The sequence below is a fragment of the Microbacterium sp. USHLN186 genome (genome assembly GCF_037145155.1).
Classification (GTDB): domain Bacteria; phylum Actinomycetota; class Actinomycetes; order Actinomycetales; family Microbacteriaceae; genus Microbacterium.
In genome coordinates, this window is sequence record NZ_JBBCYA010000007.1 from 67,540 (window position 1) to 89,295 (window position 21,756).

At 69.8% G+C, this 21,756-nt stretch carries 19 protein-coding genes; 6 read left to right on the forward strand and 13 right to left on the reverse strand.

The window, feature by feature from the left end; genetic code table 11:
* The first annotated feature begins 6 nt into the window (after positions 1-6).
* The 3 genes from chvE to mmsB all read left to right on the forward strand — a co-directional run bounded on the left by chvE (position 7) and on the right by mmsB (position 3,947).
* A complete protein-coding gene (chvE, locus tag WFG93_RS13175; RefSeq protein ID WP_336646868.1) occupies positions 7-1,125 on the forward strand; it encodes a multiple monosaccharide ABC transporter substrate-binding protein in 1,119 nt (372 codons plus the stop codon).
* A 76-nt stretch (positions 1,126-1,201) separates the two neighbouring features.
* On the forward strand, positions 1,202-2,746 hold the full coding sequence (gene mmsA / locus WFG93_RS13180) for a multiple monosaccharide ABC transporter ATP-binding protein (protein WP_336646797.1): 1,545 nt from the start codon (positions 1,202-1,204) through the stop codon (positions 2,744-2,746).
* Entirely contained in the window at positions 2,733-3,947 is a 1,215-nt protein-coding gene (gene mmsB / locus WFG93_RS13185) for a multiple monosaccharide ABC transporter permease (RefSeq protein WP_336646798.1), read from the forward strand. Before mmsA ends, mmsB begins: the two co-directional genes overlap by 14 nt.
* Positions 3,948-3,980: 33 nt before the next feature.
* Here the strand turns inward: mmsB and WFG93_RS13190 are convergent, their stop codons facing one another.
* Genes WFG93_RS13190 through rsmA form a run of 3 tightly spaced genes read right to left on the reverse strand, consistent with a single transcriptional unit; the run spans position 3,981 to position 6,842 of the window.
* Positions 3,981-4,907, reverse strand: a complete 927-nt coding sequence (locus WFG93_RS13190) for a 4-(cytidine 5'-diphospho)-2-C-methyl-D-erythritol kinase (RefSeq protein WP_336646799.1) — start codon at positions 4,905-4,907, stop codon at positions 3,981-3,983.
* Positions 4,907-5,971 carry an L-glyceraldehyde 3-phosphate reductase gene (gene mgrA, locus WFG93_RS13195; RefSeq protein ID WP_336646800.1) on the reverse strand — a complete coding sequence of 355 codons (1,065 nt, stop codon included), beginning with the start codon at positions 5,969-5,971 and terminating at the stop codon, positions 4,907-4,909. Before mgrA ends, WFG93_RS13190 begins: the two co-directional genes overlap by 1 nt.
* Positions 5,972-5,975: 4 nt before the next feature.
* Positions 5,976-6,842, reverse strand: coding sequence for a 16S rRNA (adenine(1518)-N(6)/adenine(1519)-N(6))-dimethyltransferase RsmA (gene rsmA, locus WFG93_RS13200; protein WP_336646801.1), 867 nt, complete (start codon positions 6,840-6,842; stop codon positions 5,976-5,978).
* Between the two features lie 78 nt (positions 6,843-6,920).
* Here rsmA and WFG93_RS13205 point away from each other — a divergent pair, with 78 nt between their 5' ends.
* Positions 6,921-8,171, forward strand: a complete 1,251-nt coding sequence (locus WFG93_RS13205; protein WP_336646802.1) for an MFS transporter — start codon at positions 6,921-6,923, stop codon at positions 8,169-8,171.
* Here WFG93_RS13205 and WFG93_RS13210 read toward each other — a convergent pair.
* From WFG93_RS13210 to metG, 3 genes are read right to left on the reverse strand one after another with little or no spacing between them, the layout of a single operon-like run.
* Positions 8,168-8,767 carry a GNAT family N-acetyltransferase gene (locus WFG93_RS13210; RefSeq protein WP_336646803.1) on the reverse strand — a complete coding sequence of 200 codons (600 nt, stop codon included), beginning with the start codon at positions 8,765-8,767 and terminating at the stop codon, positions 8,168-8,170. The genes WFG93_RS13205 and WFG93_RS13210 overlap by 4 nt on opposite strands.
* 18 nt (positions 8,768-8,785) lie before the next feature.
* Positions 8,786-9,682, reverse strand: a complete 897-nt coding sequence (locus tag WFG93_RS13215; RefSeq protein ID WP_336646804.1) for a TatD family hydrolase — start codon at positions 9,680-9,682, stop codon at positions 8,786-8,788.
* Positions 9,683-9,690: 8 nt separating this feature from the next.
* Positions 9,691-11,268, reverse strand: coding sequence for a methionine--tRNA ligase (gene metG, locus WFG93_RS13220; protein ID WP_336646805.1), 1,578 nt, complete (start codon positions 11,266-11,268; stop codon positions 9,691-9,693).
* A 182-nt stretch (positions 11,269-11,450) separates the two neighbouring features.
* On the opposite strand from metG, the gene WFG93_RS13225 reads away from it, so the two are divergent.
* Complete coding sequence (locus tag WFG93_RS13225; RefSeq protein WP_336646806.1) at positions 11,451-11,939, forward strand: hypothetical protein; 489 nt, start codon at positions 11,451-11,453, stop codon at positions 11,937-11,939.
* Positions 11,940-12,084: 145 nt separating this feature from the next.
* On the opposite strand, the gene rsmI is transcribed toward WFG93_RS13225, so the two are convergent.
* The gene (gene rsmI / locus WFG93_RS13230) at positions 12,085-12,906 is read right to left on the reverse strand and encodes a 16S rRNA (cytidine(1402)-2'-O)-methyltransferase (protein WP_336646807.1); all 822 of its coding nucleotides are present in this window, start codon (positions 12,904-12,906) and stop codon (positions 12,085-12,087) included.
* Positions 12,907-12,977: 71 nt separating this feature from the next.
* On the opposite strand from rsmI, the gene WFG93_RS13235 reads away from it, so the two are divergent.
* Complete coding sequence (locus WFG93_RS13235) at positions 12,978-14,561, forward strand: dolichyl-phosphate-mannose--protein mannosyltransferase (RefSeq protein ID WP_336646808.1); 1,584 nt, start codon at positions 12,978-12,980, stop codon at positions 14,559-14,561.
* Between the two features lie 50 nt (positions 14,562-14,611).
* Here WFG93_RS13235 and WFG93_RS13240 read toward each other — a convergent pair whose 3' ends face one another.
* The 6 genes from WFG93_RS13240 to WFG93_RS13265 all read right to left on the reverse strand — a co-directional run bounded on the left by WFG93_RS13240 (position 14,612) and on the right by WFG93_RS13265 (position 21,737).
* On the reverse strand, positions 14,612-15,550 hold the full coding sequence (locus WFG93_RS13240; RefSeq protein WP_336646809.1) for a DUF808 domain-containing protein: 939 nt from the start codon (positions 15,548-15,550) through the stop codon (positions 14,612-14,614).
* 50 nt (positions 15,551-15,600) lie between these two features.
* Complete coding sequence (locus WFG93_RS13245; protein WP_336646810.1) at positions 15,601-17,004, reverse strand: amino acid permease; 1,404 nt, start codon at positions 17,002-17,004, stop codon at positions 15,601-15,603.
* Positions 17,001-18,779: a thioredoxin domain-containing protein gene (locus WFG93_RS13250; protein WP_336646811.1), complete on the reverse strand. Its 1,779-nt coding sequence runs from the start codon at positions 18,777-18,779 to the stop codon at positions 17,001-17,003. Before WFG93_RS13250 ends, WFG93_RS13245 begins: the two co-directional genes overlap by 4 nt.
* An 81-nt stretch (positions 18,780-18,860) precedes the next feature.
* Positions 18,861-19,433 (reverse strand): FMN reductase, encoded by a 573-nt coding sequence (msuE, locus tag WFG93_RS13255; RefSeq protein WP_336646812.1) that lies wholly within the window; start codon positions 19,431-19,433, stop codon positions 18,861-18,863.
* 74 nt (positions 19,434-19,507) lie between these two features.
* Complete coding sequence (locus tag WFG93_RS13260) at positions 19,508-20,344, reverse strand: aldo/keto reductase (RefSeq protein WP_336646813.1); 837 nt, start codon at positions 20,342-20,344, stop codon at positions 19,508-19,510.
* 19 nt (positions 20,345-20,363) lie between these two features.
* Complete coding sequence (locus tag WFG93_RS13265; RefSeq protein WP_336646814.1) at positions 20,364-21,737, reverse strand: heparan-alpha-glucosaminide N-acetyltransferase domain-containing protein; 1,374 nt, start codon at positions 21,735-21,737, stop codon at positions 20,364-20,366.
* Positions 21,738-21,756: the final 19 nt, after the last annotated feature.

The following is a 21,756-nucleotide window of genomic DNA, read 5'->3' on the forward strand; positions in this document are numbered from 1 at the left end:
GTGAAGATGAAGAGGTCTCTCGCGCTCGTCGGCATCGCTGCCACCGCGGCGATCGTCCTGGCCGGCTGCAGCGGCACCCGCGGCGGAGGCGGCGACGCCGGTTCGTCCGGCGACAAGCCGGCATCCGACTTCACCGTCGGAGTCGCCATGCCGACCCAGCAGTCGGAGCGCTGGATCGCCGACGGCGACAATGTCAAGAAGACCCTCGAGGAGATGGGGTACAAGGTCGACCTGCAGTACGCGAACGACGACATCCCCACTCAGGTCTCGCAGATCGAGAACATGGTCTCCACCGGCGCCGACGCGCTGATCGTGGCCTCGATCGACGGCACGACGCTGACCGACGTCCTGCAGCAGGCGGCCGACGAAGACATCCCCGTCATCGCATACGACCGGCTGATCAACGGCACCGAGAACGTCGACTACTACACGACGTTCGACAACTACCAGGTGGGCGTGCAGCAGGCGACGAGCCTGCTCACCGGCCTGGGCGTGCTCGACGAGAGCGGCAAGGACACCGGCGTCGCCGGTCCGCTGAACATCGAGGTGTTCGCCGGAAGCCCCGACGACAACAACGCGAAGTTCTTCTGGGACGGCGCGATGGACACCCTCAAGCCGTACCTCGACAAGGGCGTGCTGACGATCCCGTCCGGCCAGACCGGCTTCGAGCAGGCGGCTATCCTGCGCTGGCTGCCCGAGACCGCGCAGAAGCGCATGGAGAACATCCTCACCGTGATCGGCGCCACCAAGCTCGACGGCGTGCTCTCGCCGTACGACGGCCTGTCGATCGGCATCATCTCGGCGCTGACCTCGGGAGGGTACGCCGCGAGCGACCTGCCGGTGGTCACGGGCCAGGATGCCGAGGCCGGCAGCGTGAAGTCGATCATCGCCGGCGAGCAGTACTCGACGATCTTCAAGGACACCCGTGAGCTGGGCAAGGTCGCGGCCGAGATGGTCGACGCCATCCTCAAGGGCGACGAGCCTGAGGTCAACGACACCGAGACGTACGACAACGGCAAGAAGGTCGTTCCGTCGTACCTGCTCGAGTCGGTCATCGTGACCAAGGACAACTACGAGTCGGTCCTCGTCGAAAGCGGCTACTACACCGAGGACGACCTGAAGTGATCCCCCCGTCCGGGCCCGCCCATCCGGCGGGCCCGGACCGGCATCCGATCGCACCAGGCAGAAGGGAGGAGATCAAATGAGCACCATCCTCGAGATGCGCGACATCACGAAGGAGTTCCCCGGCGTCAAGGCGCTGCAGAACGTCACCATCGAGGTCGAGCGCGGACAGGTGCACGCGATCTGCGGAGAGAACGGCGCCGGCAAGTCGACGCTCATGAAGGTTCTCTCGGGCGTGTACCCGCACGGCACCTACGGTGGCGAGATCGTCTTCGAGGGCGAGGTCGCGCAGTTCCGTGACATCCGCGACTCCGAGGACCACGGCATCGTCATCATCCACCAGGAGCTCGCGCTGAGCCCCTACCTGTCGATCGCCGAGAACATCTTCCTCGGCAATGAGAGGCAGAGGCGCGGCTTCATCGACTGGAGCGCGACCAATCTGGAGGCGAAGAAGCTCCTCGCCCGCGTGGGTCTGCGCGATGACCCCGCCACACCCGTGCGCGAGATCGGGGTCGGCAAGCAGCAGCTCGTCGAGATCGCCAAGGCGCTCTCGAAAGAGGTGAAGCTCCTCATCCTCGACGAGCCCACGGCCGCGCTCAACGACGACGACTCGGCGCACCTGCTGGATCTGATCCGCCACCTGCAGGGCCAGGGGATCACCTCGATCATCATCAGTCACAAGCTCAACGAGATCAAGGAGATCGCCGACAAGGTCACGATCATCCGCGACGGGCGCACGATCGAGACCCTGGACCTCACGAGCGACGACATCAGCGAAGACCGCATCATCAAGGGGATGGTCGGTCGCGACCTCGCGCACCGCTACCCCGACCGCTCGGTCGAGGTCGGCGAGGAGGTGTTCCGGATCGAGGACTGGTGGGTGCATCACCCCGCGGACCCGAACCGGACGGTCATCCACGGCGCGAACCTGAACGTGAAGGCCGGAGAGGTCGTCGGCATCGCCGGGCTCATGGGCGCCGGGCGCACCGAACTGGGCATGAGCGTGTTCGGCCGCAGCTACGGCACGAACATCTCCGGTCGCGTGTACGTGCGCGGCCGTGAGGTGAACACCCGCACCGTGTCGGCGGCCATCGCGGCCGGCATCGCCTATGCGACCGAGGACCGCAAGCAGTACGGCCTGAACCTCATCGAGGACATCAAGCGCAACATCTCGGTCGCGGGCCTGGGCAAGATCGCCCGCGGCGGCTGGGTGAACGGCCACGAAGAGGTCGTCATCGCCGAGGGATACCGCAAGAGCATGAACATCAAGGCGCCGTCGGTCGCGTCGGTGGTCGGCAAGCTCTCCGGCGGCAACCAGCAGAAGGTCGTGCTCTCGAAGTGGCTGTTCGCCGATCCGGAGGTGCTCATCCTCGACGAGCCCACTCGCGGCATCGACGTCGGCGCGAAGTACGAGATCTACTCGCTGATCAACCGCCTCGCGGCGCAGGGCAAAGGCGTGATCGTGATCTCGTCCGAGCTGCCCGAGCTGCTGGGCATCTGCGACCGCATCTACGCCCTGTCGGAGGGGCGCATCACCGGCGAGGTCGACATCGCCGACGCCACCCCCGAGACCCTCATGACCTACATGACCAAGGAGAAGGAACCCGACCATGTCCACCCGTAGCGAGACCGCGCCCCGAGCGAACGAGGTGCTCTCCCAGCTGACGTCGCGGATGCGCCAGATCGGGATCTTCCTGGCGCTGATCGTCATCGTCGTCTTCTTCCAGGTCGTCACCGGCGGCAAGCTGCTGACAGCCGGCAACGTGTCGAACATCATCGTCCAGAACAGCTACATCCTGATCCTCGCGATCGGCATGGTGATGATCATCATCGCCGGCCACATCGACCTGTCGGTCGGGTCGGTGGCGGCGTTCGTGGGCGCCGTGTCGGGCGTGATGGTGGTGCACTGGGGCTGGCCCTGGTGGATCGGCATCATCGCCTCCCTGCTCGTCGGCGCCCTGGTCGGCGCGTGGCAGGGGTTCTGGGTCGCGGTGGTCGGCATCCCCGCGTTCATCGTGACGCTGGCCGGCATGCTGCTGTTCCGCGGTCTGACCCAGATGGTGCTCTCGAACACGCAGATCACCCCCTTCCCGCGCGAGTACCGGCAGCTGGGCGGCGGCTACCTGTTCCCCCAGCTGTTCCCCGCCTCGACCTCGCCGGTCGAGTGGATCACGCTCGGACTCGGCGTCCTCACCCTCGTGCTGTTCGTCGGCTACGAGCTGCGTGAGCGGACGAAGCTGAAGAAGATGGGCCTCGAGCCCGAGGCGCGCACCTGGTTCCTCGTCCGCCTGATCGGCGGCGTGCTGCTGCTGGGCTACCTGACCTACCTGCTCGGCGTGGCGGACGGATCGCGCGGAACACCGATCGTGCTGATCGTCCTGGCCGCGCTGATCGTCGGGTACACCTTGGTGATGGGCCGCACGGTGTTCGGCCGGCACATCTACGCGATCGGCGGCAACCGCCACGCCGCGGACCTGTCGGGCATCAAGTCGCGGCGGATCGACTTCTGGCTCTTCGTGAACATGGGCGTGCTGGCCGCACTGGCCGGCCTCGTCTTCACCGGGCGCCTCAACTCAGCGGGCCCCGGCGCGGGCAACCTGTTCGAGCTCGACGCCATCGCGGCCGCCTTCATCGGCGGTGCGGCGGTGCAGGGCGGCGTCGGTCGCATCATCGGCGCGATCACGGGTGGCCTGATCATGGGCGTGCTGAACAACGGCATGTCGCTGCTGGGTGTCGGCACCGACTCGCAGCAGTTCATCAAGGGCATGGTGCTGCTGCTGGCCGTCGCGTTCGACGTCTGGAACAAGCGGCGCCAGCGCGTCTGACGCGCGTCGCATCCACGGGCCGGTGCCCGGCGATCACCCGATGATCCGGGCGCCGGGCACCGGCCCGTGCACGTGCAGGGCGTCTCGCCCGGTGCTGCGCAGGGCGTCCTGCACGGCGCGGGCGGCATCCGGTCCCGGGCACAGGAACGCGAGGGTGGGGCCGGAGCCGGACACGATGCCGGTGAGCGCGCCGAAGCGCACGCCGTCGACCAGGGCGAGCTCGAGATCGGGCCGGTCGAGCACGGCGGGCGCCTCGAGGTCGTTCATCATCACCGGTGCGAGCTCGTGCGCATCGCCGGTGCGCAGCGCATGCAGCACCGCGCTCGGCACATCGAGCGAGGGCGGCGGGTCGTCTGCGACCGCTTCGCCGTGTGAGCGGATGACATCCAGCCGGCCGTAGACCTCCGGTGTGGAGAGCCCCTGCTCGCTGAGCACCAGCACCCAGTCGAACCGGCCGCGCGCGAGCGCGGGGGTGAGCTCGTCACCGCGTCCGACGCCGATCGCGGTGCCGCCGTGCAGCGCGAACGGCACGTCCGCGCCGAGGCGTGCCGCGAGGGCGTGCAGCCGGTGCGAGCCGAGTTCAGTGCCCCACAGCGCGTCGCACGCGACCAGTGCCGCAGCGGCGTCCGCCGAACCGCCGCCCATGCCGCCCGCCACCGGCACCCCCTTGCGGATGCGCAGGTGCACGCCGCTGTCGATGTCTGCGCTCTGCGCGAGCAGCTTCGCCGCCCGCATCGCGAGGTTGCGATCATCCAGCGGCACCCCGCTGACGTCCACGTCGCCGTCGACCTCCAGCGAGAAGCCGGTCGCCGGCTCGGCATGCACGTCCTCATACAGCGAGACCGCCTGGAAGACGGTGGCCAGAGCGTGGTACCCGTCGTCGTGACGCCGCCCCACTCCGAGGTAGACGTTGATCTTGCCGGGCGCACGCACATGCACGGCATGCGGTCGCGACGCCATCACAGATCCGACGAGACGGCCCAGAGGTTCACGTCGATGCCGTGCGAGAGCGCATCGATGGCCGTGAGCTCCTCGTCCGAGAAGTCCGGCCCGTCCAGGGCGGCGATGTTCTCGTCGAGCTGCTCGGTGCGCGAGGCGCCGATGAGCGCGGAGACGACCACCGGGTCGCGCAGCGTCCACTGCAGCGCCATCTGCGCGAGGGTCTGCCCCCGATCCGCGGCGATGTCGTTGAGTCCGCGCAGCACCGCCAGGCCCTCCTCCGAGACGGGACGATCGGGCAGCGAGCCGCGCTTCTGCGCGCGCTGCGCGGTGCCGTCGGCGAGGTACTTGCCGGTCAGCAGCCCCTGCGCCAGCGGCGTGAACGCGATCGCGCCGACCCCACCGGCGCGCAGCGCATCGGTGAGGCCGTCCTCGACCCAGCGGTTGAGGATGGAGTACGAGGGCTGGTGGATCACCAGCGGCGTGCCGAGATCGCGGGCGACGGCGAGCGCGGCCTCGGTGCGCTCGGCGCTGTACGAGGAGATTCCGACGTAGAGCGCCTTGCCCTGACGGACCAGGGTGTCCAGCGCGCCGATGGTCTCCTCCACCGGTGTGACCGGATCGACGCGGTGCGAGTAGAAGATGTCGACGTAGTCGAGGCCCATGCGGGTGAGCGACTGCTCGGCGCTGGCGAGGATGTACTTGCGGCTGCCCAGGTCGCCGTACGGGCCCGGCCACATGTCCCAGCCGGCCTTCGACGAGATGATCAGCTCGTCGCGGTAGGGCGCGAGGTCCTCGGCGAGGATGCGGCCGAAGTTCTTCTCCGCCGAGCCGTAGGGCGGGCCGTAGTTGTTCGCGAGGTCGAAGTGCGTGATCCCGCAGTCGAACGCGTGCCGCAGCAGCGTGCGCTGGTCGTCGAGCGGGATGTTGTCGCCGAAGTTCCACCACAGCCCGAGCGAGATCGGCGGCAGGTAGAGGCCGGAAGACCCCACCTGACGGTACGCGAAGCGCTGGTAGCGATCGGCGGCCGCGACGTACGGCCGGTGGAGCTCGGGGACATCGGGGCGGAAGCGCGGTTCGGTCACGGTGTCAGGCTATCGGCACGGACGCCGCTGCCGGCTGCACCCGCGCGATGCGATGGTAATCGTCGACCGTGAGATCCTCGCCCCGCGCAGTGGGCGCGACGCCGGCGGCCTCCAGGACAGCGGATGCCGCGGCCGAGCCGCCGTAGATGCCCGACAGCGCCTGGCGCAGCATCTTGCGCCGCTGGTTGAAGGCGGCATCGACGATCCGGAAGGTGCTCCGCCGCTCCTGCTCGTCGCCGCGCGGCTGCGCGTCGCGCACGAATCCCACCAGCAGGCTGTCCACGTTGGGCACCGGCCAGAAGACCTGACGCGAGACCGTGCCGCACAGCCGCCACGGGCCGTACCAGGCGGCTTTCACGCTGGGAGCGCCGTAGATCTTCGATCCCGGCTTCGCCGCGAGCCGTTCGGCGACCTCCGCCTGCACCATCACGACGCCGCGCTGGAGGTAGGAGAACGTCTCGAGCAAGTGCAGCAGCACCGGCACCGAGACGTTGTATGGGAGATTCGCGACGAGCACGGTGGGCTCGCCCGGCAGCTCGGTGACGCGCATGGCATCCGCGTCCACCACCGTCAGGGCACCGTCCGCCACGCCCCGCTCACGCGCCGTCTGCGGCAGCCGCTCGGCGAGACGGTGATCGATCTCGACCGCGGTGACCGAGGCGCCGGTCTCGAGGATCGCGAGCGTCAGCGACCCCAGTCCCGGGCCGACCTCGACCACCCGCTCCCCCGGCTGCACCCCGGCGGCCTGCACGATCTTGCGCACGGTGTTCGCGTCGACGACGAAGTTCTGACCCAGCTTCTTGGTGGGGGTGACGTCGAGCTCGGCGGCGAGTCGGCGGATCTCGGTGGCGCCGAGCAGGGAGACGGTCATGCATCCATTCTCCCCTGCCGGTCACCCTCACCCGCCCCGGCGCTCATTGTGAACCGGATCCGGCCCTAGGATCGAGCGGTGACCGCCCTCGCAGAGCTAATCGCGCCACGCCGGCTCGGCCCGGACTTCCGTTGGCTGATGTCGGCGGCGTGGACGAGCAACATCGGCGACGGCATCGCTCTCGCCGCCTCGCCCCTGCTGATCGCGTCGATGACCTCGTCGCCCGTGCTCGTCGCCTCCGGTGCGATGCTGCAGTTCCTCCCGTGGCTCCTCTTCGGGCTGCACGCCGGCGCGATCGCCGATCGCGTCGAGCGGCGGATGCTGGTGATGCTCGCGCACGGCATCCGTGCCCTTGTCGTCACCGCACTCGTGGCGTTCCTCGTGACCGGAACCGCGAACATCGCGATCGTGCTGACCGTGTCGTTCCTGTACGGCACCGCCGAGGTGTTCGCCGACACCAGCACGAGCACTCTGCTGCCGATTATGGTGCAGCCCGCCGACCTCGGCATCGGCAACGCCCGTCTGCAGGCAGGCTTCCTCGTCGCCAACCAGCTCGCCGGCCCTCCGCTGGGCGCGTTCCTGTTCGCGGTGGGCTCGTTCTGGCCGTTCCTGGCACAGGTGCTCGCGGTGTCCCTCGGCCTGGTCCTCGTCTCGCGCATCGCCCGTCAGCCGGTGCCGCCGCGCGCCGAGCCGACCCGGGTCCGTCACGACATCGGGCAGGGGCTGCGCTGGGCGTGGCAGCACCGGCCGGTGCGCACGCTGATCGTGATCATCCTCGCCTTCAACGTCACGTGGGCAGCGCCCTGGAGCATCCTCGTGCTGTACGCGACCGAGCATCTCGGCATGGGGCCGGTCGGCTTCGGAGCGCTCACCACCGCGTCGGCGGTCGGTGGCCTGCTCGCCACGCTGAGCTTCGGCTGGCTGGAGCGTCACGTGTCGTTCGCCGTGCTGATGAAGGCGTGCCTCTCGCTCGAGGTGCTCATGCACCTCGCATTCGCGTTGACCACGAGCGGTGCGGTCGCCCTGGTGATCATGTTCGGCTTCGGCGCGTACGCGTTCGTCTGGGGCACGATCTCTACGACGGTCCGCCAGCGTCTGGTGCCGCACGACCTGCAGGGCCGGGTGGGATCGGTGAACATGGTCGGCGTGTTCGGGGGAATGGTGCTCGGACAGGCCCTCGGCGGAATGATCGCGCAGACGTGGGGGCTGACAGCGCCGTGGTGGTTCGCGTTCGGCGGGTCGGCGATCACGCTGCTGCTGATGTGGCGGCAGATCTCGCACATCGCCGCGGCCAAGCCGGCTCTGGACGAGGACGCGGTCGCGGCCTAGCGGGTCGGGCGGGCGTGGCAGGCCAGCCGGGCGTCCAGCCCGTTGCGCACGGCGGGCCACTCGTGCGGCAGGATCGAGTACGCCGCCGTGTCGCGCAGCGATCCGTCGGGCATGATGCGGTGGTTGCGCAGGATGCCGTCGAGCTTGGCACCGAGCCGCTCTATCGCCGCGCGCGATTGCCGGTTGTGGAAGTGCGTCAGCAGCGACACCGCGATCGCCTCGCAGGTCTCGAACGCGTGCGCGAGCAGCAGCCGCTTCATCGCCGGGTTCACCTCGGTGCCCTGCGCCGGGGTGCTGATCCAGGTGTATCCGATCTCGACGCGGCGGTTCGGCTGGTCGATGTTGCAGAACGTCGTCATACCGACGACCTCGCCCGTCGACAGCCGGCGCACGGCGAACGGGTTCATCATGCCCGCCTCGCGCAGCGCCAGACGGCGGCCGATCTCCGCCGGCACCTCTGCCGGGCTGGGCACCGACGTGTACCAGGCCGCGTCGAGCGTCGCTGCGGCGCGGCTCAGGTCGTCAGCGTGCTCCGCGGACAGCGGCTCCAGCCGCACGAAGGTGTCCTGCAGGGTGATCTCGTCGAGAAGGCGCACCAGAGCAGGCTAGCGGTGTCAGTCGAACGCGCCGTACACCGCCAGGGTGTTCGCGGCGAGCTGTGCGCACAGCTCGTCGACGTCGACGTCGAGCGCGGCGGCCATGAACCGGACGGTGATCGGTACGAGGTACGGCGCGTTGGGGCGTCCGCGCAGGGGCACGGGGGTGAGGAAGGGTGCGTCGGTCTCGACGAGGACGCGATCCAGCGGCGTGACGGCGAGCGCGTCGCGCAGGTTCTGCGCGTTCTTGAACGTGAGGTTGCCGGCGAACGAGAGCCAGTAGCCGGCATCCGCCGCGATCCGCGCCATGGCATCGTCGCCGGAGAAGCAGTGGAACACCGTCTTCTCCGGCGCGCCGACGCGCGAGAGCGTCTCGAGGACGTCGGCGTGCGCGTCGCGATCGTGGATCTGCATCGCGATGCCGTGCTTCTTCGCCAGCGCGATGTGCGCCTCGAACGACTCGTGCTGCGCGGGCCGGCCCGGCTCGTCGGTGCGGAAGTAGTCCAGGCCCGTCTCGCCGATCGCGCGCGTGCGGGGATGCGCGGCGAGCTCGTCGATGACCGCGATCGCCTCGTCGAGGCGACCGTCCTGCTGGTAGGCGGGCGCGTCGTTCGGGTGGATGGCGACGGCGGCGAGCACGCGGGGGTCGGATGCCGCCGCGTGCACCGCCCAGCGCGACGACTCGATGTCGCCGGATGCCTGCACGACCCCGGCGACACCGACCGCCTCGGCGCGGTCGAGCTGCTCCGACAGGGTCAGTCCCTGCTGGGTCCCTGAGCTTGTCGAAGGACCGTCGGTGATCTCCAGGTGCGCGTGATTGTCGTACACGGGCACGGTCAGCGGCTCCGGCGCCGCCGGGTAGCGCAGGTCCTTGCGCCCCTCGGCATCCCGGCGCTGCACGTACGTCTCGACCATGGCGCCGCTCAGGCGGTCTGCTCCACGCGGGGGAACAGCGGCGCGAGCGTCGACACCGTCGTGCCGGGCTGCAGCGCACCCCACGCACCGGCCTCGCGGATCGGCTGTGCGGTGAGCTCTCCGAGCGATCCGGCGACGCCCAGGGCGTCCCACAGCTTCGCGGTCGACTGGGGCATGACCGGCGAGAGCAGCACGGCCAGGGCACGCAGTCCCTCGGCGCACGTGTACAGCACGGTGCCCAGGCGCGCGCGCTGCTGGTCGTCGCGAGCGAGCGCCCACGGCTCGTTCTCGGTGATGTACAGGTTCAGGTCATCGACGATCGTCCAGATCGCGTCGATGGCCTCGTCGATGCGGAAGTTCTCGATCGCCGCATCGGCCGCGGCCGCGGCATCCGCCACCTTCTTCTGCACCACGAGATCGCGCTCGCCGTACTCGGCCGGCTCGGGAACGACGCCGTCGAAGTACTTCTGGATCATCGCGACCGTGCGCGAGGCGAGGTTGCCGAAGCCGTTTGCGAGCTCGGCCTGATAGCGGGCGGACAGGTCCTCCCATGAGAACGAGCCGTCCTGTCCGAACGCGATCGCGGAGAGGAAGTAGAAGCGGTACGCGTCCGAGCCGAACACGTCGGTGATCTCGGTCGGCGCGATGCCGGTGAGCTTCGACTTCGACATCTTCTCGCCGCCGACCAGCAGCCAGCCGTGTGCGAAGACGCCCTTGGGCACCTCGAGACCGGCGGCCATCAGCAGGGCCGGCCAGATGACGGCGTGGAAGCGCAGGATGTCCTTGCCGACCACGTGGTACGCCGGCCAGCGGCGGTTGAAGTTCGCGTCGTCCTCGCCGTAGCCGACCGCCGTGACGTAGTTCAGCAGCGCGTCGACCCACACGTAGATGACGTGCGACTCGTCCCACGGCAGCGGGATGCCCCAGTCGAACGTGGAGCGCGAGATCGACAGGTCCTTCAGGCCCTGGCCCACGAACGAGACGACCTCGTTGCGCGCCGAGTCGGGGCGCACGAAGTCGGGCTCGGTCTTGTACAGCTCGAGCAGGCGGTCCTGGAACTCGCTCAGCTTGAAGAAGTAGTTCTTCTCCTGCAGCAGCTCGAGGGGCTTCGAGTGGATCGCGCAGACCTTCAGGCCCTCGAAGGGCCCCGTGCCGTCGACGATCTCGGACTCGGGCTTGAACTCCTCGCAGCCCACGCAGTACAGCGCCTCGTACTCGCCCGCGTAGATGTAGCCCGCGTCGTACAGCTTCTGGAAGAACACCTGCACGTTCTTCTCGTGCCGCTCCTGGGTGGTGCGGATGAAGTCGTCGTTGGCGACGTCGAGGGTCTCCAGCAGCGGGAACCAGCTCTCGCCGACGAGCTTGTCGACCCACTCCTGAGGGGTGACGTTGTTCGCGGCCGCGGCGCGCAGCATCTTCTGGCCGTGCTCGTCGGTGCCGGTGAGCATCCAGGTGTCATCGCCCGCCTGGCGGTGCCAGCGCGACAGCGTGTCGACGGCCACCGTCGTGTACCCGTGCCCGATGTGCGGCACGTCGGACGGGTAGTAGATGGGCGTGGTGATGTAGAAGGACTCGCCTGCGGGCATGCTCACGATTCTAGGCGGGAACGGCGCGCCGTTCTGATTCGTGACCTGGGCCGACTCCCGTCGAGAGCACGGGACCTCGCCGAACGAACGGGTCGTTCGCGTGAAAGAGCCGCTCACTCGCCGAGGTGCCGTGCTCTCGACGAGGACGAGGACAGCGCGGGCAGGCGTGGCATGCTCGGGGCATGGAGGCGGAGAAGCGCAGGGGTGCGTGGCCGTGGGCGGCGGTGCTGGTGCTGGCGCCGATCGTCGTGCTGATGACCTTCGGGATGCAGGCGGGGCGCTGCGTCGACTATGCGGACGGAGCCGGGCTCGAGAGCTCGTGTGAATCGGGGCCGGCCATCGGATGGCCGGGAGCCGTCCTGGTCGCAGTGCTCTGCACGGCACTCTGCGTGCTCGCCGTCGCCATGCTCGTTCGACGGCGCCGCACGCCGGATTGGTCGCTCACCGTAGAAGACGGTCCGCCGGTCCTAACCGAGGAGCAGCGGGAGCTGCTGGCCAAGCTGGAGCGGAAAGTCACCGATACCGGCCCTGATCCGACCGATGGCGATGCCGTCGTCGTCGCGACGCTCCGTCTCGTGCTGGTCGCCCTGCGTGAGAGCGGGCTCAGCACCCAGAGGATCGCTGATCACAGCTCCCTCCGCCTCGAGAGCATCGCCCGGATCCTGCGCTGAGCGTTTGACGCGCGCCCACCGACTTCCCGTCGAGAGCACGGGACCTCGCCGAACGAACGGGCTGTTCGCGTGAAAGAGCCGTTCACGCGCCGAGATGCCGTGCTCTCGACGGTGCGAACGCGGGGCGGCGGAGGCAGCACAGGGGTCATGCGCTTCGCGCGGCGAGCGCGGCCTGGTACAGGTCGCGGGAGCTGAGGCCGGTCGCCGCGGCGACCTCGGCGCACGCATCCTTCAGACGGGTACCGGATGCCACGAGCGCCTGCACCTGGGCGAGAGCGTCGTCCCCCGAGACCGCGACCGGGGCGGATCCCTCCACCACCACGACGATCTCGCCTTTCACGCCGCCCTCCGCCCATTCCACGAGCTCAGCGGCGGTGCCGCGGCGCACCTCCTCGTACAGCTTCGTCAGCTCGCGACAGACGGCGATGCGGCGGTCGGCGCCGAACGCCGCCCCCATGTCGGCGATCGATGACGCCAGCCGTGACGGCGACTCGAAGAACACCATGGTGCGCGGCTCCGACGCCAGCAGCGCCAGCGTCTGCCGGCGCTCGCCCGGCTTACGCGGCAGGAACCCCTCGAAGGTGAACCGATCGGTGGGCAGACCCGAGATCGCCAGCGCCATGAGCACGGCGCTCGGACCCGGGATCGCCGTGACCGTCACACCGCGTTCGACGGCCGCCGCGACAAGCCCGTAGCCGGGGTCGCTCACCGCCGGCATCCCGGCGTCGCTGACGACCACGACGTCGTGTTCCTCCGCGAGTTCGGCGAGCTCGGCGGCCTTGTGCTTCTCGTTGTGGTCGTGCAGCGCGATCAGGCGCGGACGGTTCTCGATCCGCAGCGCCTGCAGCAGCCTCTGCGTGGTGCGGGTGTCCTCCGCCGCCACGATCTCGGCATTCTCCAGCACCTCGATCAGCCGCCGCGATGCGTCCCCGAGGTTGCCGATGGGGGTCGCGGCGAGAATGATCACCCCACCAGCTTAGGTGGGTGCGCCCGGCGTCACCGGGGCGGGCGCGAAGCGCGATTGCCTAGGCTGAGCTGGTGAGCACGCCTGCCGCCGCGCCCCCTGCAGCCCCCGGAACCCGAGTCGAGACCGGGTGGGAGCAGCTGACCAGGCGGACGATGGCGCACCCGGCGTGGGCACGGGCGCTGGCCTGGCTGACGCCCGCGCTGATCACACTGCTCGCGGCCGTGCTGCGCCTGACGAACCTCGGGCACCCGCACGAGATCATGTTCGACGAGACGTACTACGTCAAGGACGCCTGGTCGCTGTGGAATCTGGGCTACGAGGCGACCTGGGCGGACGGCGCGGATGCGCAGCTGCCGAACGGCGACGACTCCGCGATGGGCACCACGGGCTCGTATGTCGTGCACCCGCCGCTCGGCAAGTGGATCATCGCACTGGGCATGGCGTTGACCGGCCCGGGTTCCAGCGCGGGATGGCGTCTGACGACCGCGCTGCTGGGTTCGCTGACTGTGCTCGTGCTGTACCTGCTCGCGCTGCAGCTGACCCGTTCCCGCGTGCTCGCCGCCATCGCCGCGGGTCTGCTCGCGATCGACGGGCTGGGGATCGTACTCAGCAGGATCGCCCTGCTGGACGGCATCCTCACCTTCTTCGTGCTGCTGGGCTTCCTCTTCGCGCTGCTCGACCGTCGGCGCTCCCTGCCGCTGCTGGCCGCGCGGTGGGAGCAGCGCCGACTGACGGATGCCGGCGGCGCGCCGCCCCGATTGTGGGGCCCGGTGCTGTGGAGTCGCCCCTGGCTGATCGCCGCGGGCGTGAGCCTGGGAGCGGCGTCGGCGGTGAAGTGGTCGGGCCTGTACGCCCTGGCCGTGATCGGTCTGTACGCCGTCGCGACGGACGCGTTGGCACGTCGACGGGCGGCGGTGCCGCTCTGGCCCAGCGATGCCGTGCTGCGCCAGGGTCCGGTGTCGTTCGTGCTGCTGGTGGGCCCGGCGCTGCTGGTGTACCTGACCTCGTGGACCGGGTGGCTGTCGACGACCGGCGGATACGACCGGGGCGCGAGTCCTGATCCCCTCATCGCGCTGTGGGACTACCACTCCTCGATGTACGGCTTCCACGTGGGCCTGTCCAGCCCGCACCCCTACGCCAGCCCGGCGTGGCAGTGGCCGCTGCTGCTGCGCCCGACCGCGATCTGGGTGGGCGACGATCCAAGCGGATGCGGCACCGACCATTGCATCGCGGTGATCTCCGCGGTGCCGAACCCGCTGATCTGGTACGGCGGCATGCTCGCCGCGCTGTATCTGCTGTACCGCGTGGGCCGTGCGATCCTCGAGCGCCGATCGATCGACGCGGCGCAGGCACTCCCGCTGATCGGCCTGCTCGCGACCTACGTGCCGTGGCTGCTCGTGCCCAATCGCACCATCTTCCAGTTCTACACCGTGGTCATGGCGCCGTTCGTGATCCTCGCCCTGGTGATGGCGATGCGCGAGATCGCAGGTCGACCCGCCGATCCGCTGCCCCGTCGGCAGGCCGGGCAGCGCACGCTCACGGTGTTCGTGGTCGTCGTCGCCGGGGTGTCGATGTTCTTCTACCCGGTGTGGACGGGCATGAGCGTTCCGTACGAGTTCTGGCTCATCCACAACTGGCTGCCGGGCTGGATCTGACCCGACGACCGGCGAGGTCGAAGCGACTTTCCGGACCGCCGCCCTGGCCGTCAGGCGGTGGATGCCGGGTTCCCGGCGCGCCGGTGCTCGTCGACCACGTGGGCTTCGTCGAACCTGAGCCGGCTCCCCCGCATCCGCCCGATCAGCAGCACCACGCCCACCACGACCAGTCCGAGGATCATGCCCGCCACCGCCGAGACGGCGGTGTTGCCCAGCCACACCGCGAAGCCGCCGAGTGAGGCCAGCAGCTCGTCCACACCGTGCACCAGATCGGCGAGTGCGTGCAGCCCCACCTCGCCGAGGTTGACCACCACCAGATGGCCGCCGACCCACAGCATCGCGACCGTGCCTACCACGCTGATCACCCGGAACACCGCCGGCATCGACCGCACGATGCGCGTGCCGGTGTGCCGCACCCGCCGCATCGGATTCTTCGCCATCTTCAGGCCGACGTCGTCGATCTTGACCAGCAGCGCGACCACGCCGTACACGGCTCCGGTCATCACGAGCGCGATGACGGCGAGCGCGCCGAGCGTCTGCCATATGCCGAGGGCCGGATCGAGGCCGGCCAGCGAGATGAGCATGATCTCGGTGGAGAGGATGAGGTCGGTGCGGATCGCACCCCAGACCAGCCGCTTCTCGTCGCGCACGCCCTCCTCGTCGTGACCGTGCGAGAAGCCGAACCACTCCAGCACCTTCTCGGCGCCTTCGAAGCAGAGGTAGGTGCCGCCGATGATGAGCAGGTACGGCAGCACCCACGGCGCGAAGGCGGTGAGCACCAGCGCGATGGGGATGATGACGAGGAATTTGTTGGCGATCGAACCGAGGGCGATCTTGCCGACCACCGGCAGCTCCCGCGCAGGCGTGAGCCCCTGCACGTACTGCGGAGTGACAGCGGCGTCGTCGATGACGACTCCGGCCGCCTTCGCGGATGCCTTCATCGCCGCGCTCAGGATGTCATCGACGACAGCCAGCAGACCAACCGACATGGCTTTCCCTCTTCCCTGCGCGGCCGATGCATGCGCTCCGGCCTGCAAGACTACTGGGCGGAAGCGGATCCCCCGCGTGTCGTCGCCGACGACCGGCGTGCGCTCACGCGCGCGGCGATCAGCAGCAGGGCGGTGAGACCGAACGTCAGCAGCAGCTGCGTGCGCGCCGTCGGATCGGACATGGCCAGCGTCATGATCCCCGCCAGCAGCAGCAGGCACAGCACCGAAAGCCAGGGGAAGCCCCACATGCGCATCGGCAGCGTCTCGCCGTCGCGCTCGGCTCGCCGTCGCAGGATGATCTGCGCGAGCGCCGTCGCCGTCCAGATGACCAGCACACTCGACCCGACGACGTTCAGCAGCAGCCCCAGCACCACCTCGGGGAACGCCCAGTTCAGACCGACGGTCACGAACCCGAAGGCGACGGACGCGAGGACGGCGACGGACGGGACGCCGTGCTCGCTGGTGCGGACGGATGCCCGTGGCGCGAGCCCGCGTTCGCCCAAGGAGTAGATCATGCGCGACGCCCCGTAGATGTTCGCGTTCATCGCCGACAGCAGCGCCATCACCACGATCAGCGACATCACCAGTTCCACGCCCGGCACCCGGAGGGTCGCCAGCACCGCCGAGAAGGGACCGTCGAGCACTTCGGGCGAGTTCCAGGGCAGCACCGCGACGATGACGAAGATCGAGCCGAGGTAGAAGACCAGGATGCGCACCATCACCTCCCGCACGATGCGGCGGATGTTGTGCGCGGGGTCGTCGGACTCCGCCGCGGCGATCGCGACCACCTCGGTGCCGCCGAACGCGAAGACGACGATCAGCAGGGCGGCGGCGACGCCGGTGATGCCGTGCGGGGCGAAGCCGCCGTGCGCCACGAGGTTGTGCACTCCGGTGGCTGCGACACCGGGGATGAGACCGAGGATCGCGCACACGCCGACGATGAGGAAGGCGATGATCGCGAACACCTTGATCGCCGCGAACCAGAACTCGAAGCGGCCGTAGTTGCGCACGCCGAACAGGTTGACCGCGGCGAGCGCGGTGACGAAGACGAGCACCCAGATCCACGCCGGCACACCCGGCACCCATCCCTCCACGATCCCGGCGGCACCGGTCGCCTCGGCGGCGATGACGACGACGAGCTGGATCCAGTACAGCCAGCCGACGGCGCTGCCCGCGCTGCGCCCCATCGCGCGCTGTGCGAACGAGCTGAAGGCGCCCGAGCTGGGGCGGGCGGCGACCATCTCGGCGAGCATCGCCATGACGAGGATGACGACGGTGCCGGCGACCAGGTACGAGATGAGCACGGCGGGGCCGGCAATGCCGATGGCCTGGCCCGAGCCGACGAAGAGCCCTGCGCCGATCGCGCCGCCCAGACCCATCATCGAGATCTGCCGGCGGGTGAGCCCGGGATGCAGGCCCTTGGTCGTGGTGGTGGTGAGCGGCACCTCGGTCACGGTCGGACCTCCAGGTCCGCCGGGTCGGCGGTCGGCAGCCGGCACACGAACTCGCGGCAGTCGTACGCCAGTCCGGCGGTGGAGTCCTTGGCTTCGAAGAGGGCGAATCCGGCATCCGCGAACGCCCGCGCCTGCGCGGTGGTGACGACCGCGACGAGGTCCGCGCGGGTGCGGCGGGCGACGGCGGCGAGCGGGTCGGCGCGCGATGCGACGACCGCGACGACCTGACGCGGCGGCCGTGCGAGATCGGCGGCGATGCGCAGCACTGCACCGTAGCCCAGCGGAGCGCGCAGCGCCTTGCCGATGACGTGCGCGACGAGGTCCTCGGCCCGTGCGCGGTGCTGCTCGCCGGCACCCGTCCGCCACGCCAGCAGGTGCGCGGATGCCAGGGCCGCCGGCCCGGAGGGCAGGTCGCCGTCGGCGTCGTCGCCGGCGGCCGCGATGCCCTGCGCGGCCAGCACCGGATCCGCGGCGAGCGGCGCCGCGAGCACCGCTTGCGCGCGGGTCGCCCATGCCGCCTCGCCGGTGGCGAGCGCCAGCTCGAGCAGCCCTTCCGCGAGCAGTCCAGCGTCGGCTGCGGTGGCAACGGCCGCCGAGGCGACGCCGTCGAGGGACGAGCGCGCCAGCGCTCCCATCGCCGATTGGTTCACCTGCAGCACGTGCTCGGCGGCCTGCGCGGCCGCCTCGATCCACTCCGGCTCGTCCAGGCGGGTGCCGGCCCGCGCGAGGGCGGCGATGGCCAGTCCGTTCCAGGCGGTGAGCACCTTGCCGTCCACGGCGGGCGCCTGCAGATCCGCCCGCCCCGCGGCATCCCGCCGGTAGTACCCGCCCTCGCTGCGCGCGCCGTCGATCCATGACTCCGAATCCTGAGCCGCGCCGAACGCGCCGCCCTCACGGCGCAGCACCGCGAGCAGGAAACCGGCGACGCCGCGGACCACGCGCTCGTCACCGGCGTCGAGGGCGACGTCGAGCAGCTGCGCATTGTCGGTGAGCATCCGCTCGTAGTGCGGCACGGTCCAGTCCCGCTGGGTGGCGTAGCGGAAGAAGCCCCCGTCGACCGGATCGCGCAGCTCGGAGTCGGCCATCGCGGCAAGCGCCCGCTCGGCCGCAGCGGCCTGCCCGACCGCGGGATGCTGCAGGAAGCGCAGCGTCGTGGCCATGGGGAACTTCGGTGCGCCCCCGAACCCGCCGAACGCCCGGTCCTCGCGCGCGACGATGGCCTCGCCGGCCGCGCGCAGCGCGTCGAGGTCGGGCAGAGCGGATGCCGTCGGCGCAGCCGCCGCCCGCAGCGCGTCGGCGACGGCATCCGCCGAGGCGAGCACCTCATCGTGCCGAGCGGTCCACGCCTCGGTGACCGCGGTGAGCACGTCGCGGAACGACGGCATGCCGCCGCGGGGTTCCGGCGGCCAGTATGTGCCGGCGTAGAACGTGCGTCCCTCCGGCGTGGCGAAGACCGTGAGCGGCCAGCCGAGGTTGCGGGTGAAGGCCGACGCCGCGGCCATGAAGGCCGCGTCGACGTCGGGGTGCTCTTCGCGGTCGATCTTCACCGCGACGAAGGAGTCGTTGATCTGCGCGGCGGTCACCTCGTCCGAGAACGACTCGCGCGCCATCACGTGGCACCAGTGACACGTGGAGTAGCCGATGGAGATGAGCAGCGGCACCTCGCGGCGGCGTGCCTCGTCGAACGCCTCCGCACCCCACGGATGCCAGTCGACCGGGTTGTCGGCGTGCGCGCGCAGGTAAGGGCTGAGCGTCTCGGCGAGGCGATTGGTCATGTCGGTCACGCTACCCGGGCTCGCACCCGCGCGCGCGGGCGACGTCGCGGTCTCCGAGTCGCGGCGAGGTCCGGAGGGCGCTCAGAACTCCACGACGGCGCGTGGATCGCGCTGAGCGGCGAAGCGGATGAGCGGCAGCGCTCGCTCGGCCGCCCGTTCGATCCGCTCTTCGAGTGCAGGTGCCGCGACCGTGACCCCCTCGAAATCCGCGTCGCTCGCATACACGCCCAGCGGCAGGGTGAGCGACTGGAAGAAGCCGAACAGCGGACGCAGCTGGTGCTCGATGATCAGGGCGTGCCGCTCTCCCCCTCCCGTCGCCGCGAGCAGCACCGGTGTGCCGACCAGCGCGTACTGTCCGACGAAGTCGAACAGGTGCTTGAACAGGCCAGTGAACGAGGCCCGGTAGACCGGACTTCCGACGACGAGCAGGTCCGCGTCCTCGATCGCGCGCAGCTCCTCCTCGATCGCCGGCGGAAGGTCGTCACGGTGCAGCGCACCGGCCAGCTGAGCGCCGATGCGCGTGAGCTCGATCAGGCGCACCTCGGCGTCGACCCGGGCTGCGACCGCGTAGGCGATGGCGAGGACCAGAGCGGTGGTTCGACTCGGGCTGCTCAACGATCCGGAGACGGCGACGATGCGCAGCGGTGAGGACATGACCTCGACGGTACTCAGCACGACGCCCCGTGGCACACGGAGTGACACGGGGCGTCATGCAGTCGTTCGGGGCGTCAGTTCACCTCGTCGGGATGCGAGCCGACGCGGCCGGAGCCGTCCTGCGGGTCGAGCGCGTCGATCGCCGTCATCTGCGCGTCGTCCAGCTCGAAGTCGAACACGTCGAGGTTCTCGCGGATGCGCTCGGGGTGCACGGACTTCGGGAACACGATGAAGCCCTTCTGCAGGTGCCAGCGCAGCACGACCTGCGCCGGCGTGCGGCCGGTGGCCTGCGCGGCGTCGGCGACCGCGGCGGTGCCGAACAGGTCGTACTTGCCCTGCCCGAGCGGTCCCCACGACTCGATGCGCACATCGTGCTGCTGCGCCCAATCGGTGATGTCGCGCTGCTGGTACGCCGGGTGCAGCTCGATCTGGTTGACCGCCGGGGCCACGCCGGTGGCGGCGACAATGCGCTCCAGGTGCGGCACGAGGTGGTTGGAGACGCCGATGGAACGGGCCAGGCCGCGCTCGCGGATGCCGATCATCTTCTCCCAGGCGTGCACGTAGTCGTCCTTGGCGGGCGTCGGCCAGTGCACGAGGTAGAGGTCCACCTGCTCGAGCCCCAGACGCTGGAGGCTCTCATCGATCGCGCGGTCGGGCTCGTCGCCGTGGTGACGGTCGTTCCAGAGCTTGGTGGTGATGAACAGCTCGGAGCGGTCGATGCCGCTCTTCGCGATGGCCGCCCCGACGCCCTCCTCGTTCTTGTAGATCGCCGCGGTGTCGATGTGCCGGTAGCCGGCTTCGAGCGCCTCGCTGACCGCGCGCTCGGCGTCATCGGCGGGCACCAGGAAGACGCCGTAGCCGAGCTGGGGGATGCTGTTGCCGTCGTTGAGTTCGAGCTGGGGAATCGTCATGGCTCCAGCGTAGGGCTGCTCAGCGCTTCGAGGGCGAGACGGCGGATGCCACCCGTGCCAGCAGGGTTTCGAGGGGACCGCGCCCGCGCAGCACCGACCAGACGGTCGCCGCGACGAGCAGGATGACGGCCGACCAGAGCCACACCGCGAACGAGTTGACGAATCCGCCGGGTCCGGCGATCAGGGCGTACGACAGCACGTGCGCACTGTATGCCGTGAGCGGCATGGATCCGAGCGCGGCGAACGGCAGCAGCACCCATCGCAGCGGTGCACTCGCGAGAAGGCACAGTGCGATGACCGCTACGGCGAACCCTCCCGATCCGAGGATCTCGGCGGTGCCCCCGGAATGCGGTTCGACGGCGATGAGAGCGAACAGCGCGCTGCCCAGTGGGTCCTGATCGCCCAGCTGCGCCAAGTAGGACTCCCAGCCCGAGGGCTCGGTCTCCCACATCGAGTCGTCCTCGGCTTGCTCCTCGGGGTAGCAGCTGATGAAGCCGTCGCCGTAGTCGTCGCAGACGGTTCCATCGAAGTCGAGCTCGTCGGGGCTCACGCCGGAGAGCGAGCCTGACCCGTCATCCGTCTCGCTGCTCGATGCCGATCCATCGCTCGTCTCGGCACTCGCACCGGCGCTCAACGACCACTCCGCGTCGGCGGAGGATGATCCGGCGCCCGCGTCCACGGCAGCGCCCGCGGCCCCGATGCCGTAGCCGACGGCCGCCAGCACGATCCCGATGACGAGCAACCGCACCCCATCGCGGGTGCGGTCCAGACGTGCGCGACCGATCGCCATGCCCGCGAACAGCAGCGCCAGCCACACCGTCAGCGGATACGTGCCGAACAGCACCAGCCCGGCACCGGCCCCATTGGTGTGGAAGGTGAGCGCCTGCAGCAGCGCCAGCAGAGGCGGCCCGGCGATGGCGAGCACTCCCGCCGCGATGAGCAGCCGCGAGACGCGCCAGCGCACGAACGCCGCCGCCACGACGTACAGCGCGCCGTAGAAGGTGAGGATGACGGCGATGGGGGTGCCGAGCAGCTCGAGCACCAGTCCGATCGCGAAGATGACCGCGCCGCGCGCGACGAGGTTGAGCCGGATGGCGGGCAGCTCGGCGACCTCGGGCACCCGGGTGCGCCCGGTCATCAGCGAGATCGAGATGCCGGCCAGCACCGCGAAGAGGATCGCCGACCGGCCGTGCACGAGAGCGCCCCAGGTGGAGGGGTCCAGCAGCATCAGCTCGGGCGTGCTGAGCAGGTGCGCCGCCATCATGCCCAGCACGGCGAGCGCGCGGGCGATGTCGAGACCCATGAGGCGAGGCGACCGGCCGAAATTCGTGCGCCAGATGCGCAGCTTCGAGGCCGGGCGCGGCGGGGCGATGTCGCTCTGGATCGTCGTCACCCGGTGAGTCTATTCGCGC

Bases quoted from the DNA above. Each gene is read 5' to 3' on its own strand.
- chvE (WP_336646868.1), top strand. From the start codon at position 7: ATGAAGAGGTCTCTCGCGCTCGTCGGCATCGCTGCCACCGCGGCGATC.
- WFG93_RS13250 (WP_336646811.1), bottom strand. From the start codon at position 18,779: ATGACCAATCGCCTCGCCGAGACGCTCAGCCCTTACCTGCGCGCGCAC.
- WFG93_RS13240 (WP_336646809.1), bottom strand. From the start codon at position 15,550: ATGTCGGTTGGTCTGCTGGCTGTCGTCGATGACATCCTGAGCGCGGCG.
- msuE (WP_336646812.1), bottom strand. From the start codon at position 19,433: ATGTCCTCACCGCTGCGCATCGTCGCCGTCTCCGGATCGTTGAGCAGC.
- mmsA (WP_336646797.1), top strand. From the start codon at position 1,202: ATGAGCACCATCCTCGAGATGCGCGACATCACGAAGGAGTTCCCCGGC.
- WFG93_RS13260 (WP_336646813.1), bottom strand. From the start codon at position 20,344: ATGACGATTCCCCAGCTCGAACTCAACGACGGCAACAGCATCCCCCAG.
- mmsB (WP_336646798.1), top strand. From the start codon at position 2,733: ATGTCCACCCGTAGCGAGACCGCGCCCCGAGCGAACGAGGTGCTCTCC.
- metG (WP_336646805.1), bottom strand. From the start codon at position 11,268: ATGCCCGCAGGCGAGTCCTTCTACATCACCACGCCCATCTACTACCCG.
- WFG93_RS13190 (WP_336646799.1), bottom strand. From the start codon at position 4,907: ATGGCGTCGCGACCGCATGCCGTGCATGTGCGTGCGCCCGGCAAGATC.
- WFG93_RS13225 (WP_336646806.1), top strand. From the start codon at position 11,451: ATGGAGGCGGAGAAGCGCAGGGGTGCGTGGCCGTGGGCGGCGGTGCTG.
- WFG93_RS13215 (WP_336646804.1), bottom strand. From the start codon at position 9,682: ATGGTCGAGACGTACGTGCAGCGCCGGGATGCCGAGGGGCGCAAGGAC.
- rsmA (WP_336646801.1), bottom strand. From the start codon at position 6,842: ATGACCGTCTCCCTGCTCGGCGCCACCGAGATCCGCCGACTCGCCGCC.